Origin of the sequence: Halomonas sp. BN3-1, assembly GCF_003056325.1 — a bacterium.
GTDB lineage: Bacteria > Pseudomonadota > Gammaproteobacteria > Pseudomonadales > Halomonadaceae > Halomonas > Halomonas litopenaei.
This window is the reverse complement of record NZ_PYVV01000018.1, coordinates 39,750-53,540: the sequence shown is the minus strand read 5'-3', so window position 1 is coordinate 53,540 and position 13,791 is coordinate 39,750. Positions and strand designations below refer to the sequence as shown.

Sequence of the window (13,791 nt, the reverse complement as noted above, 5' to 3'; positions counted from 1 at the left end):
AGTGCTTACTTCGCAAGTGCTTGATTGGCGAGGGCCTGTCGGTCAGCGCCCTCTTGCGTCGAGACGCCGATCAGCGCTCGATGGCGAGCGCCACGCCCTGACCGCCACCGATACACAGGGTAGCAAGGCCCTTCTTGGCGTCGCGGGCGATCATCTCGTGGACCAGGGTCACCAGCACGCGGCAGCCGGAGGCGCCGATCGGGTGGCCAAGGGCGATGGCTCCGCCGTTGACGTTGATCTTGTCGGTATCCCAGCCGAGTTCCTTGTTGACCGAGATGGCCTGGGCGGCGAAGGCCTCGTTGGCCTCGACCAGATCCAGCTCATCGATGCTCCAGCCAGCCTTCTCGAGGCAGCGGCGGGTGGCCGGGGCCGGGCCGATGCCCATGATCGCCGGGTCGACGCCGGCGTTGGAGTAGGCCTTGATGCGTGCCAGCGGCTCCAGGCCGAGCTCCTTGGCCTTGTCGGCGGAACACAGCATGACCACGGCGGCGCCATCGTTGAGCGAGGAGGCGTTGCCGGCGGTCACGCTGCCGTCTTTCTTGAACGCCGGACGCATGGTGCCGAGTTTTTCTGCGGACACTTCGCGGGGGTTCTCGTCGGTGTCGAAGACCACCGGGTCGCCCTTGCGCTGGGGAATCTCGATCGGCACGATCTGGCCCTTGAAGCGGCCTTCCTTGATCGCGGCGGCGGCTTTCTGCTGGGAGGCGGCGGCGAAGGTGTCCATCTCCTCGCGGGTGACACCGTACTTCTCGCCGAGGTTCTCGGCGGTGATGCCCATATGGTAGTTGTTGAAGGCGTCCCACAGGCCGTCATGGACCATGGTATCGATGGCCTTCCAGTCACCCATGCGCTGGCCGTTGCGTGAATTGGGCAGCACGTGCGGGGAAGCCGACATGTTTTCCTGACCGCCGGCGATGATCACCTCGGCGTCGCCGAGCATGATCGCCTGGGCGCCCAGATGCAGGGCCTTGAGGCCGGAGCCACAGACCTTGTTGATGGTCATGGCGGGCACGGCGTCGGGCAGGCCTGCCTTGATGGACGCCTGACGGGCGGGGTTCTGGCCGACACCTGCGGTCAGCACCTGCCCCAGCAGGACCTCGTCGACCTGTTCCGGCTTGACGCCGGTCTGTGCCAGCACGTCCTTGATCACGGCGGCGCCAAGGTCGCTGGCGGGAATGCCGGCGAGGGAGCCACCGAAGGCGCCAACGGCGGTACGGCGTGCAGCAACGATCACCACTTCTTGCATGGAGTGTCTCCTGACTTTAAGGGGCTGTCCCGTCAGCATAGGGAGCCTTGTGCAACGCGGCAATCCCTGTATGCCCGGTTTCGACGGGGGACTTTAGTATAGCGATCAAGATCAATTCGCGAGCCGTTGTGGTCAATCGCGCATAGAGCACCGACGATCGCTAAAGTAGCAAAGAGTGGCGAAAAGACCACCGGTTGGCCTGGGGGGCCTGGACGAGTGTCTCGCAGCGCCCTGGCCCGGTCACTCGGTGGCGGCGACGCCCCGCTGGTGGCCTCGCCGCTCCAGGTTCAAGCGCTCGATGGCTGTCACCAGTTCGCTGGCGTGGGTGATGGCGATGGCGCCCTCCGGGGTGTGCTCCTCGTCGGGAAAGTGGTTGATGTGGATGACCTGCATGCCGGCCTTGAGTCCGGCTTCCACCCCTACCGCAGCGTCGTCGATCACCACGCAGTTCTCCGGTTCGGCGCCCATGCCTTCGGCGGCGGCGAGATACAACCCGGGGTCCGGCTTCCACACCTGCAACTCGTAGGCGCTGTAGAGATTGTCGCCGAAGTGCGGCGCCAGTCCACTGGTTGCCATGGCCAGGCGGATCTTGGCCAGCGGGCCGTTGGAGGCCACCGCCTTGGGGTGGCCGGAAAGCGCTGCAAGGGCTTCCGGGATGCCCGGAACCGGGGTCAGCTCGGCCTTCATGCGCGCGGCCATATTGTCCCGCAGGCGATCCTCCATGACGTCGCGCCGGGCGTCATCGAGGGCGCCGAAGCGTTGCTCGAGTTCGAGCACGATGTCGAGAAAGCGCACGCCGCGAAACTCCTCCATGTACTGCTCGGGCGTGAACGGCAGGCCGAAGTCGGGGAAGGTCTCGGCCATGGCCCGGGCGAGCAGCGGCTCGCTGTCGACCAGGGTGCCGTCGGAGTCGAACAGCAGGCAGAGGGGGGCGGTGGTGTCGGACATGGATACCTCGCGGGAAGAGGGGGAATCAGCGCTTCAGTACTTCGTCATTGACCGGGCTCAGCGGGCGTTCACCCTGGAGCGCCAGGCGGATATTGTCCACCGCGCGCTGGGCCATGGCGGTGCGGGTCTCGTGGGTGGCCGAGCCGATATGGGGCAGGGCGACCACATTGGCCATGTGCGGCAGCGGTGAGTCTGCGGGCAGCGGCTCCTGCTCGTAGACGTCGAGGCCGGCGGCATGCAGGGTGCCGTCTTGCAGCGCCGCGATCATGGCGGCTTCGTCAACCACCTTGCCACGGGCCAGGTTGACGAAGATGGCGCCGGGCTTCATGCGCTGGAACTCGGCGGCGCCAAAGAGCTTTTCGGTCTCGCGGGAGAGCGGCACGGTGACGCAGACGAAATCGGCCTGCTCGAGCAGCTCTTCCAGCTCGCGGCGCTGGGCGCCGAGTTCTCGCTCGAGCTCAGGCTTGGGTGAGGCCTTGGTATAGAGGATCTTCATGCCGAAGCCCAGGGCGCCGCGGCGGGCGACGGCGGCGCCGATACGGCCCATGCCGACCATGCCCAGAGTCTTGCCGTGGACGTCGCTGCCATAGAGCGGCTTGCCGATGCTTTCCTTCCAGTTGCCCTGCTTGACCAGCTCGGCCAGTTCGACGGCTCGCCGTGCGGTGCTCATGATCAGCAGAAAGCCCGTATCGGCGGTGGTCTCGGTCAAGACGTCAGGGGTGTTGCACAACAGGATGCCGCGGCGGGTCAGCTCGTCGAGGGGATAGTTGTCGTAGCCCACCGAGATGCTGGCGATAGCCTCGAGGTTAGGCGCCCTGTCGAGCAGCGAGGAGGTGATCTTGAGGCTTGAACCAACCAGACCGTGAGCCCGTGACAGAGCGTCGACAAAGGCCGGGTCCTCGGTATGCGAGACGCCCGGCAGGTAGTCCACGTGGAACTCCTCGCGTAGGGCGTCGAGCTGCTCTTGGTTGATCTCGCGAAATACCAGGATGCGTTTGGTCATGGGGAGCTCTTGTTGGTGTAGCTGTCGTTGTATCTGTCGTTGTCGCTATTGTTGCAACGAGAATGGACCTTTGTCGCACAACAGGGGGGAGTCTGTCTTGTTGGCCTGCCCTGGGAGGTGGGAGTACCAACGCAGGAGGCTGGCCTGGATCGGAGCCCACCGCAGGCTTTCCTTCGGTGGGCCATCGTTGCGTCTACGGATCAGGCGTCTTCGAGCTGGCTCAGGCGGCTGCGGTCGGGTAGCCCTTCCATGTCGCCCGGTACCTGGACCTGCTCGGCGCCGATAAGGTTGGCGCGCTTGAGCGCCTGGCGTGGATCGAGACCATCGAGCATGGCGCTGACGAAGCCCACGGCGAAGCCATCCCCGGCGCCGACGGTATCAACCACCGTCTCCACCGGGACGCCGGCCACGGTGAAGGCTTCGTCTTGCCCTGTCAGGGTGCCGCGGTAGTAGCTGCCCTCCGGGCCTAGCTTGATCACCACGGCGTCTGCGCCCTGATCCAGGTAGAAGCCGGCGATATCGTGGGCGCTGGTCTGGCCGGTCAGCAACTGGCCCTCGGACAGACCGGGCAGCACCCAGTTGGCCTGGGCGGCCAGGCCGTTGAGGGTGTCGCGCATCTCGCTTTCGCTGGCCCACAGGGTCGGACGCAGGTTGGGATCGAAGGACACGCTGGTGCCATGCTGGCGGGCCTTTTCGAGCAGAAACTGCGAGAGTTCACGGCAGCTGGCGGACAACGCAGGCGGGATGCCGGTTGCGTGCAGATGGCGCAGGGTGCTGAAGTCGACGTCCTGGGCGTCGGCCGGCGACAGCTTGCTGGCGGCGCTGTTGTGGCGACGGTATTCGACTCGGGGATCCGCGCCGCCCACCGCGCGCTCCTTGAACACCAGACCGGTGGCGTGCTCGGCGTCGGTGATCAGGTGGCGACAGTCGAGGCCTTCGCGCTCCAGGCTCGCACGCAGGTAGCGGCCAAAACAGTCTTCGCCGACCCGACTGAGCCAGCCCACCTTGAAGCCCAGCCGTGACAGGCCGATGGCCACGTTGGTGTCGGCGCCGGCACAGCTGCGCGAAAAGCGCTCGACCTCGGCCAGGTCGCCAGGGGCGTCGGCGGCGAACAGCGTCATGGCCTCGCCGAAGGTAAGGATGTCAGGAGTGTTCTGGTTCATGAGGAGGTCTCTTAGGTGGAAGACGAAGAGGACACTGAGGAAGGCTCCGCAGTGGCGGAAGGGGTGGCAGCGGGCTGGGTGGAGCCCCTTGCCGTCAGCGTCGGGGCGAAGGTCGCACGCTGCGGCGCCTGCCGAGGCCCGACGGCACGGGCGCGCAGGCAGTCGACGGCGGCCTGACCGATGGCACCGGTGGGCTGGGCAAGGGTGGTGATGCCCGGTTCGGTCAGGTCACACCACTCTAGCTCGTCGATGCCCATCAGCCCGATCTCTCCCAGGAGGTAGCCGAGGGCCTTCATGCGTCGGGTCAGTGCCAGGGTTACCTGGCCATTGGCGCAGAGGATCGCCGGGCGGGAATCGCCTGCGCTATCGACAAATCGAGCCAATGCCTGGTCCAGGCGTTGGCGATCGCCAAGCTCGATGACCAGGGTGTCGCCGGATAGCGAGCCGTCACGGCAGCGCTGGTTGAAGCGCTCCAGACGAGCTTGACGAGAGCTGGCCTGGGCCGGCGGTTCGGTAATGAACAACAGGCGCCCGTAGCCCTGTTCGCGCAAGTGCGCGATGGCCATGTCGATGGCGGCGTCGTTGTCGAGCCCTACCTCGTCGGCATGGACGTCGGCGAGGCTGCGATCGAGCAGTACCAACGGCGTGCCGCTGTCGGCCAGCTGGGCGAGGGCGTCGCTGTGGCGGCCGGTCGCGTTTACCACCAGGCCCTCGATACGGTAGGACGACAGCAGCGCCAGCTGCTGGCGCTCCTGCTCGAGGTCGTTATCGCTGTTGCACACCATCAACGACAGTCCCGCCTGACGACAGGCCTGTTCGACGCCATGCATGATCGCCACCGAAAAAGGATTGCGGATATCGGCCACCAGCATGCCGACCAGGCCGGAGGGGCCTCCCTTGAGGCCCCGGGCCATGGGGTTGGGCTGGTAGCCCAGCGCTGTGGCGGCAGCGACGATACGCTCGCGCATGGCCCCGGACAGCCGTTCTCGCTCACCGCTGTAGTAGCGCGAGACGCTGGTCTTGGAGACGCCAGCCTGGCGGGCGACTTCGAGGATGGTGGCGGGTCGAGGGCGGTCGTTCATGGATGGGCTCTTGGATGGATTGGCAACGCCCGTTGACTAGTGTCGCCAGCATGCCCTGACGAGTTCAGCAGAGCAGGCAGGGCGATGCGAGAGCGACAGAACGGTGAAATACGTCATGGGAACGTTCCCATTGGCTAGCAAGCTTAGGTGCTTCGAGCCCGAGCCGGCAACCGGGCGTGCCTTAGACAAAGGTCTTGAGGTGATGCACATCAATGAAAAGGCCCGACTGTTGTCGGGCATTCGGGGAAACGGTGGCGGCCGCTAACCGCTGGAGAGCATGGCGTGTCTGTCGCGATCCTTCTGCAGCCGTGAGATGACCGTCGGCAGCTGGAACATGCTGGTGATCATGTGGGCGCCTTCGGGTGTTTCTTCGGCATCGGCGAAGCGATTGAGGTGGACCACGGTCATGCCTGCGGCCAGGGCCGCGTTGACTCCGACGATGGCGTCATCGATGGCGATGCAGTCCTCGGCGGCGAAGCCCATGATGCTGGCGGCATGCAGGTACAGGCAGGGGTCCGGCTTCCAGCAGTTGGCGGTGTAGCCGCTGAACAGGCGATTGCCGAACACCTCGGTCAGGCCCACGGTGGCAAGTGAGGTGCGCACCTTGTTCTCGGGGCCGTTGGAAACCACGCCCATGGGGTAGTGTGACAGCGCGGCGAGGGCCTCGGTGGCACCGGCGATGGGGGTCAGGTCGGTGGCCAGGCGGCGGTTGAGGTTGGCGCGCATGCTCGCTTCCAGCACCTCGAGGTGGTCCGGATCGACCTGACCATGTTGTGCCTCGAGGGTGGCGACGATATTGCGAAAGCGCGCGCCGCGAAAGTCGCCCATATAGTCCTCGGCCCGGAACGGCAGTCCGGCGGCGGAGAGGCTGACGGCCATCTCGGCGGCCAGCAGGGGTTCACTGTCCACCAGGGTACCGTCACAGTCGAACAGCAGGCAGAGGGGGCGAGCCATGGAGGCGACCTCGCGATTCGTTGCGTTATCGAACAGTGTTGCAGATTTCTGCGGAGTCTGCCTGTGTTCGAAGTCGAAAACCACAATTTTTGAACACTGTTTTTTCACGCTGCGCAGTCCGCACTATTGCGGTGCGGAAATGGGGGATTTGAGGCGGCGAGGACCTCTTCGCTATGCTGAAACACAGCGGTGTTCGAAACACCACATTCTCGGGGCGGGATGGCCCCGGCCATGGTTCAAGGAGGTACTCATGAAAGAAGAGACACTGTGGTCCATCGTGGGGTCCGCGGCCGCGGTGGGGGCCAGCGTGATGTCACGCAAGGCCGCCAAGCGTGCCTATCAAAAGGTATCGGACAAGGAACCGCCGGAAAATCCGGATCGCGACGACGTCGAGTGGCGCGAGGCGATCCTGTGGGGAGCCGCCACCGGCGTGATGGTCGGCGTGGCCCGCGTAGTGGGCCGTAGCGCCGGGCGCAAGGCGCTGGACAAGACCCGCAAGGGCGGGCGCTCTACCAGGCTGCTGCCCGGCAAGCGTTGATCACACTACAGCAAGGGGCGTCGCCCACCGCCCCTTCCTGGGTCAACCCGCCATGCCCTTGAGCACCTGGGCCGCGATGTGACCTGCTTCGCTGTGGTCGGGGACCGCCATGAAGGTGCTCTGGGAGTAGGCGGGGGCGGGATAGCGGTAGAAGCCTTCGCCACTGGGCAGACCGAGCTTTCCGCTGGCAAGAAAATGCTGATGGAGGAAGTCGGCGTTGGCCCGCATTTCGTCGTTGTCGTTGACCTCTCCCCAGTGGTGGCTGACGTCGAAGCACGTCTTCATGCCGATGATGTCCATCATGCCGCAGGGCCCCGCTGCAGAGCTCCACATCTTCATGAAGGTGCGGTCGATCATCTCGGCGCTGCCGACGCCCTCACGCAGCAGGGTCAGGGAAGCTGTCAGCAGTGGCACCAGCCAGCTGTTGATCAGATAGCCGTTGCGCGGCTTTTCGACCGGGATGGGGATCATGCCGATGTCGATGGCGAAGCGCGTAACCGACTCCAGGGTAGTGAGTGATGTGCGTGGGTGAGCCATCACCTCGGCCACATTCATGATCCACAGCAGGTTGGCGAAGTGCAGCGCGCAGTAGCGCTCCGGGCGTCCGCTGTCATCGGCGAAGTCGGCGGGCAGCAGGGTCGAGGAATTGGTTGCCATCAGGGTCTCGGGGCCGAGCAGCGGTGACAAGGTCCGGTACAGCTGGCGCTTGATCTCGGGATCTTCGGGTACGGCTTCGATCACCAGTTCGGCGTCGGCCACCGCTTCGGCCAGGTCGCTGGTGTAGGCGAGCCGCGCGCGGGTGGCGGCGATGGCTTCGGGCTTGGCGCCCACGTCGGCCTGATAGATGCCGGCGTAGTGGTCATGGCTTGCGCGGCAGCGCTCCAGCGCCGTGTCGTCGATGTCATAGACGATGACACTCTTGCCCTTGAAGGCGCTGTGCCAGGCGATCTGGCCACCCAGGACGCCGCCACCCAGCACGCACAGCCTGTGTGGTCCATTTTCGAGAGAAGAGGAAAGGCTCGGGGTCATGTTCTGTCTCCGTGTTGGATCAGAATCTTGGCGTGATCTCCGGGATGGCGAAGCGTCTCGAAGGCCGCAGGGACCCCGTCGAGGGTGACGCGGTCGGTGATCAAGGGGGCGGCGTCGAGGCGGCCGTCGGCGAGGTCGGTGAGGGTGGCAGCGAACTCCTCGGGGCGGTAGCCGAACGAGAAGCTGAGGTCCAGCTCCTTGCCAATACCGACGATCGGCTCGATCTGGTCGGTCTGCATGCAGACGCCGACCACCACCAGCCGACTTCTTGGTGGCAGGTCGAGCATGGTTCGGGCGATCAGACCGGGCACGCCGACACACTCGAAGGCCACGCAAGGCCTGGGCTGAGCGCCGATCGACAGCATTGCCGTGGGGCCGTACATGTCGAAGCCCTGTGGCGCTTCTGCGGCCTCGAGCCAGCAATCAAAGGGGGCACGTTCGGCCGGATCGACAACGATATCGGCACCCAGGCACTCGGCCAGTTGGCGCCGATGGGGGGAGAAGTCGGTGGCCACCACCGGGCCAAAGCCGGCCGCCTTCAGCGCCATCACCACCGACAGGCCGACCGGACCGCAGCCGATCACGATCGGCACTTCGCCTCCGGCGAGCCGGGCTCTGGCGACGGCGTGGCGGCCGATGGCCAGTGGCTCGGTCAGTGCCGCCAGTTCGCTGGGCAAATCGCCGGGCACCTCCAGCAGACTGTGTTCCTGAAGGCGCATCAGCTCGCCGAAGCCGCCGGGGTAGGCGTTGGCATAGCCGATGTGATGAAAGCCTTGGGCGTTGACCGCGTAGGGCACCGAGCAGACGCGGGTTCCGGCCTTGTATCGCTTGTCGCTGCCGGTGCCGTGGTCGAGGATCTCGGCACAGAATTCGTGGCCGAAGACCACGCCCTGGTCCGGTTCGAAGGCTACTGGAACGCGGCCCTTGCGAAGCCCCGCCAGCGCATCGTGACAGTGATCTGCCATGTGCAGATCGCTGCCGCAGATACCGCAGGCCAGGGTCTTGACCAGCACTTCTCCCGCTTCCGGCGTCGGGTCGGGCAGTGACTCGAGGCCGAGTCGCTCGTTGCGCAGGACGATCGCGCGCATGGGGAATCTCCTTGGCGTCGATGACGGGCCCCGCGGCACCTGCCTGGCGGGACACATACCGAGCGCAATTGTTGTAGGGAGTCTTGTCGATTGACGCCGCGTGGAGGCGTGATCTTGGCGGGCTAGCGCGGCGCGTCGGTGTAGTGCGGTTGGGGAGGCGTGACATAGCGCGCCGGGTCGAGGCCGCGCTCGGTGATCAGCGCATCGATGAGCCCCATGATGCTGCTGGCGTCCATCAGCCCCAGATAGTTGCCTTGCTGATCGAAGTTGACGTTGGCGCCCTCGACGACCATGAAGGTGTCGGTGATCCCGTCATTGTCGGCGGGAGTGGCGAAGGTATGGATGGAGCCGCCGGGCTCGTACAGGTAGCAGCCGGCGGTCTGGGGTTGATCGGGATACTCGAGATAGTGCCAGCGTCCCGACAGGGTGAAGAAGTGCACCGTACCGGTGTGGTAGTGCTTGGGCAGCACCACACCGGGTTTGAACTTCACCCGCAGCACCCAGACGCCGTTGTGCGGGTCGAGAAACAGCGGCTGGACGTCGACGCCGGGGATGCCTGGCAGCGCGTCTTCATAGATGGGGAGTTCCTGGGTATCCAGGGTCAACAGGGCATCATGGGTCGAAATCTGGAAAGGAAATGGCATCTTGTTGTCGCTCTTGTCGTGGATGGATCAAAGAAACGTCTTCGAAGCATCATCCTCGTCTGCCAGACATCCTCCGATTTGACATTTGATGACAAGGATTTGACCTTGCACGACACTTAGGGCTAGACCTTAGATGGAGAGGGCTAGGGCTTGTCTGAAAAGTGCCTGCGCTCGGTAATACGGCGTTAAAAATCGGATCAAAATGCTCATTTACACCCCGTAAACTGCGCTTTCTCACCGATTTTTGCCTTGTCTAACCTTCGCTCGTCGACTTTTCGGACAGCGCCTAGGCCAAGCGCGCTGGAGGCAAGAGCCCCAGGATCAACCGCCTCGAAAACGATGAACCGCTTCGAAAATTGAAGAGAGAATCAGCATCCGAGCAACGTAGGTGGTAAGGAAGTCAGGCTGAGGGAGAGAGCATGGCCGACTATTCGCGAGCGTCGTCACTGCACGGTTTCGCCAACTTCGCGCGCCAGCAGGGCATCGACCCCGAGGCCCAGCTTGCCAGGGTGGGACTATCGCTCTCGTTGCTGGAGTCGCCGGAAAGCATCATCGAGTTCTCGAGTCTGGCGATGCTGCTCGAAAACTGTGCCGAAGCATCCGGAGATTCGCTGTTCGGCCTGAAGTTCGGCCAGTACCAGGGAGTCGATATCTTCGGACCCTTGCTCTACCTGATTCAGAATGCCGCCACGGTCGGCCTGGCGCTGGAGGCGCTGGCAGATCACTTTTCCGCCCACTCGAGCAGTGCGGTCATCGACATCGAACGTGGCCCCCGCCAAGCCTTTCTCAGCTACACCATGGTGGGGGGCGGGGCGGCTCCCGGTCGCCAGATCAGCGAGTTGCCGGTAGGCGTCGGCCAGCGCCTGCTGTCGTTGCTGCTGGGGCCGCAGTGGCGTCCCAGGGCCATCTATCTGGCGACGTCCCCCAGCGTGCCTGCGCTCCTGTATCAACGTTTGCTGGGGGTGGTGCCGACCTTCAACAGCCCTTCCGATGGCTGGCTGCTGGAATGTTCCGACCTCGAGCGTCCTCTGGTGACCGCCGACGGACGTCTGCATCGCTTGATGGAGCAGTATCTGACCTATCGGCCGGAACAACTCCCTCAAGATCTGGTCGATGAAGTGTCGTGGCAAATCCGTCAGCAGCTGGGGCAGGGGGGCGCTGGACTCGATGACATCGCCAGGCGACTGGCGCTGAACCCGAGAACGCTGCAGCGACGTCTGGCCACCAGGGGGCGATGTTTCCAGGATCTGGTCGATGAGGTCCGCAGGCAGTTGGCGATTCATTATCTTCGGGAAACGTCGCTGCCGTTGACCGATATCGCGAATCTGCTGGGCTACTCCGAGTTGAGCGCGCTGACGCGAGGTTGTCGCCGCTGGTTTGGGGTTGCGCCGAGTCGCTGGCGCCAGCACCAGCGGCGGAGATCGAACGGCGCAGGTTAGGCGCTGGTCTTCGAGTCGGCAGCCCGGGTGGTGGGCGCGAGGCGATTGCGCTGAAGTGCGCTTAGGTTATCGCTTCAGCACAGCTGCAGCCGGGTGTGGTCCGAAGGATGTGTTTCACTCTCCATGGGGACGGCCCGTGTACCCCTGATGTGGCCATGCCAAGGGGCGCCCAGGTCTTGGTGGACACTAGACTTGTTGCTGCTGACATCACTGTCATCAAGGTTGCCATCAAGAGAGCTATCACCATGAGCGAAGGAGAGGCGCGACGATGACGCCGCTATGGAAGGCATATCGGTTTACGCGCCGCGAGCAGCATGCCGCGGAAGCGGCCAGATCACGGGAGTCGCTGATCCAGATCCTGGATCGCGCCCGGGACGAGGACGTGTCGCTCAATCCGCGTCCTTCCTCCACGATTCTGGCGCTGGGGCTTCTCTGCCTGTTGCTGGGCACGCTCGGCTTTATCATCACCCTGGCGGGAGGGCTCTCCTGGCCGTGGCTGATTCCGCTGGCGCTGGTCGGGGCAGCCTTGCTGGGTTTCGACTGGCACGCCACCGAGCGGGTGGCCGCCTTCCTGCGACTGTTGGTGCGGCGTGCGGCGGAGCTCGACTTTCGACTGGCCGAGCCCGATGTCGATCTTGATGCGATGCTGACGACGCTCCGGCGAAAGATCACCGACTTTCAGCGTACCTATGCGGACAATGGCGAGCTTGAGTACTGCCGCAGGGCTGCTGATGAGCGCGTCGGTGGCGAATACTGGGTCTATCGCTTCGCCTATGACGAGGGCATGGACAAGGACCGTCGGACCTATCATCGCAACGGCCTGATCTGCGATCTCTTCGAGGTGGCGGCGGTGGATCTTTGCAACCCGCGAGAGGGCAAGTGGCGACTGTTGCACCACGGTTCCACCGGCGAACGCTGGGGAGAGGGCGCCTTTTCTCGCTACTTCGTCGCCTGCACGGCGGAACATGACGCCCTGGCGGCGTTTCTTACCGATGATGTCGTTGACTGTCTCGTGCGTCTTGCCCGCAGTTATCCGGAACTGAACGTTCAGGTCACCCGGGATCATCTGCTGTGTCTGACCTGGTCCGGCGAAGACCCCTACGCGCGGTTATTCGAGCCGGTCTCGGTGGCGACTCCCGCACTGCGCGCTCCCTTTACCTCGAGCCAGGCGCCGGGAGAAGACCCCGATGAGGTTTATCGGGCGCTTGAAAGGCGACTGCGTGCTCCGCGCCATCTCACCGCGCTGGAGCCGCTGCTCAATGCCATCGAGGACATTCGCGCCGAGCTACCGGTGTCCTCGGCCCGCACGGAGGCCAATATTCCGTTGCGGCGACGGCTGGAAGAGTCTACCTGCTGACACCTGACGAGCGGTTTGGTGTTGTACCAGCGGCGCACAACGAAACGCCCCAAGCCTTGCCGGCATGGGGCGTTTTGCGTTACCGCTGCGGGAACCTGATCGACGCTTACTTCACCTTTGGATCAAGTTCACCTCGGGCGTAGCGCTCGAACATGCCTTCCAGGCTGATCGGCTTGATCCTGCTGGCGTTGCCGGCGGTGCCGAAGGCTTCGTAGCGGGCGATGCAGATGTCCTTCATGGCGCTGACGGTAAGCTTGAGGAACTTGCGCGGGTCGAACTCTGCCGGGTTCTCGGCCAGGAAGCGACGTACCGCACCGGTCGAGGCCAGACGCAGGTCGGTGTCGATGTTGACCTTGCGCACGCCGTGCTTGATGCCCTCGACGATTTCTTCCACCGGGACGCCGTAGGTCTCGGGGATGGCGCCACCGTTGGCGTTGATCACCTCGAGCCACTCCTGGGGCACGCTGGAGGAGCCGTGCATGACCAGATGGGTATCCGGGATGCGCTCGTGGATTTCCTTGATACGCTGGATCGACAGGGTGTCGCCGGTGGGCGGACGGGTGAACTTGTAGGCGCCGTGGCTGGTGCCGATGGCGATGGCCAGGGCGTCGACGCCGGTGGCCTTGACGAAGTCGGCGGCCTCTTCCGGGTCGGTCAGCAGCTGGTCGTGGCTCAGCTTGCCCTCGGCGCCGATGCCGTCTTCCTCTCCGGCCATGCCGGTTTCCAGGCTGCCCAGGCAGCCGAGCTCACCTTCTACCGAGACGCCACAGGCGTGGGCCATCTCGACGGTGCGGCGGGTGACGTCGACGTTGTAGTCGTAGTCTGCCGGAGTCTTGCCGTCCTCGCCCAGGGAGCCGTCCATCATCACCGAGGAGAAGCCGAGCTGGATCGAGCGCTGGCACACAGCGGGGCTGGTGCCGTGGTCCTGGTGCATGACCACCGGAATATGCGGAAACTCTTCCACGGCGGCCAGGATCAGGTGGCGCAGGAAGGGGGCGCCGGCGTATTTACGGGCGCCGGCGGAGGCCTGCAGAATCACCGGGGAATCGGTGGCGTCCGCGGCTTCCATGATGGCGCGAACCTGCTCGAGGTTATTGACGTTGAAGGCCGGCACGCCGTAGCCATGTTCGGCGGCGTGGTCCAGCAATTGGCGCATACTGACGAGTGCCATGGAGGTACCTGATTCTTGAAGAGGTCGAGAGCGCGATGCTGTCGCGCCCATGTCGCTTGGGTTGTCAAAGGGCCGGCGATGGCCGGCCCCGGGGCTTAGGCTTGGTAGAAAGCACCGGCGAGCGCCGCT

At 64.5% G+C, this 13,791-nt stretch carries 13 protein-coding genes; 3 read left to right on the top strand and 10 right to left on the bottom strand.

Annotation, left to right across the window (positions count from 1 at the left end; genetic code table 11):
• Nucleotides 1-70: 70 nt before the first annotated feature.
• The 6 genes from C9F12_RS20115 to C9F12_RS20090 form a co-directional block, all read right to left on the bottom strand.
• The gene (locus C9F12_RS20115) at nucleotides 71-1,246 is read right to left on the bottom strand and encodes an acetyl-CoA C-acetyltransferase (RefSeq protein WP_108450007.1); all 1,176 of its coding nucleotides are present in this window, start codon (nucleotides 1,244-1,246) and stop codon (nucleotides 71-73) included.
• A 240-nt stretch (nucleotides 1,247-1,486) separates the two neighbouring features.
• On the bottom strand, nucleotides 1,487-2,194 hold the full coding sequence (locus C9F12_RS20110) for an HAD-IA family hydrolase (RefSeq protein WP_108450006.1): 708 nt from the start codon (nucleotides 2,192-2,194) through the stop codon (nucleotides 1,487-1,489).
• Nucleotides 2,195-2,219: 25 nt separating this feature from the next.
• Entirely contained in the window at nucleotides 2,220-3,197 is a 978-nt protein-coding gene (locus tag C9F12_RS20105) for a D-glycerate dehydrogenase (RefSeq protein WP_108450005.1), read from the bottom strand.
• A gap of 200 nt (nucleotides 3,198-3,397) precedes the next feature.
• Nucleotides 3,398-4,360 (bottom strand): sugar kinase, encoded by a 963-nt coding sequence (locus tag C9F12_RS20100; protein WP_108450004.1) that lies wholly within the window; start codon nucleotides 4,358-4,360, stop codon nucleotides 3,398-3,400.
• An 11-nt stretch (nucleotides 4,361-4,371) separates the two neighbouring features.
• Entirely contained in the window at nucleotides 4,372-5,442 is a 1,071-nt protein-coding gene (locus C9F12_RS20095; RefSeq protein ID WP_108450003.1) for a LacI family DNA-binding transcriptional regulator, read from the bottom strand.
• 261 nt (nucleotides 5,443-5,703) lie between these two features.
• Nucleotides 5,704-6,396: an HAD-IA family hydrolase gene (locus tag C9F12_RS20090; RefSeq protein ID WP_045992255.1), complete on the bottom strand. Its 693-nt coding sequence runs from the start codon at nucleotides 6,394-6,396 to the stop codon at nucleotides 5,704-5,706.
• 250 nt (nucleotides 6,397-6,646) lie between these two features.
• On the opposite strand from C9F12_RS20090, the gene C9F12_RS22675 reads away from it, so the two are divergent.
• Nucleotides 6,647-6,934 carry a DUF4235 domain-containing protein gene (locus C9F12_RS22675; RefSeq protein WP_162816540.1) on the top strand — a complete coding sequence of 96 codons (288 nt, stop codon included), beginning with the start codon at nucleotides 6,647-6,649 and terminating at the stop codon, nucleotides 6,932-6,934.
• Nucleotides 6,935-6,976: 42 nt separating this feature from the next.
• On the opposite strand, the gene C9F12_RS20080 is transcribed toward C9F12_RS22675, so the two are convergent.
• The 3 genes from C9F12_RS20080 to C9F12_RS20070 form a co-directional block, all read right to left on the bottom strand.
• Nucleotides 6,977-7,963, bottom strand: a complete 987-nt coding sequence (locus C9F12_RS20080) for a 3-hydroxyacyl-CoA dehydrogenase (protein ID WP_108450001.1) — start codon at nucleotides 7,961-7,963, stop codon at nucleotides 6,977-6,979.
• Nucleotides 7,960-9,051: a zinc-binding dehydrogenase gene (locus C9F12_RS20075; RefSeq protein WP_108450000.1), complete on the bottom strand. Its 1,092-nt coding sequence runs from the start codon at nucleotides 9,049-9,051 to the stop codon at nucleotides 7,960-7,962. Before C9F12_RS20075 ends, C9F12_RS20080 begins: the two co-directional genes overlap by 4 nt.
• Nucleotides 9,052-9,173: 122 nt before the next feature.
• Nucleotides 9,174-9,695, bottom strand: coding sequence for a 2,4'-dihydroxyacetophenone dioxygenase family protein (locus tag C9F12_RS20070; protein WP_108449999.1), 522 nt, complete (start codon nucleotides 9,693-9,695; stop codon nucleotides 9,174-9,176).
• A 419-nt stretch (nucleotides 9,696-10,114) separates the two neighbouring features.
• Here C9F12_RS20070 and C9F12_RS20060 point away from each other — a divergent pair, with 419 nt between their 5' ends.
• Both C9F12_RS20060 and C9F12_RS20055 read left to right on the top strand, forming a co-directional pair.
• The gene (locus C9F12_RS20060; RefSeq protein ID WP_108131769.1) at nucleotides 10,115-11,134 is read left to right on the top strand and encodes an AraC family transcriptional regulator; all 1,020 of its coding nucleotides are present in this window, start codon (nucleotides 10,115-10,117) and stop codon (nucleotides 11,132-11,134) included.
• Between the two features lie 268 nt (nucleotides 11,135-11,402).
• Nucleotides 11,403-12,491 carry a hypothetical protein gene (locus tag C9F12_RS20055; RefSeq protein ID WP_108449998.1) on the top strand — a complete coding sequence of 363 codons (1,089 nt, stop codon included), beginning with the start codon at nucleotides 11,403-11,405 and terminating at the stop codon, nucleotides 12,489-12,491.
• 106 nt (nucleotides 12,492-12,597) lie between these two features.
• On the opposite strand, the gene fba is transcribed toward C9F12_RS20055, so the two are convergent.
• Nucleotides 12,598-13,662 (bottom strand): class II fructose-bisphosphate aldolase, encoded by a 1,065-nt coding sequence (gene fba, locus C9F12_RS20050; RefSeq protein ID WP_045992249.1) that lies wholly within the window; start codon nucleotides 13,660-13,662, stop codon nucleotides 12,598-12,600.
• Nucleotides 13,663-13,791: the final 129 nt, after the last annotated feature.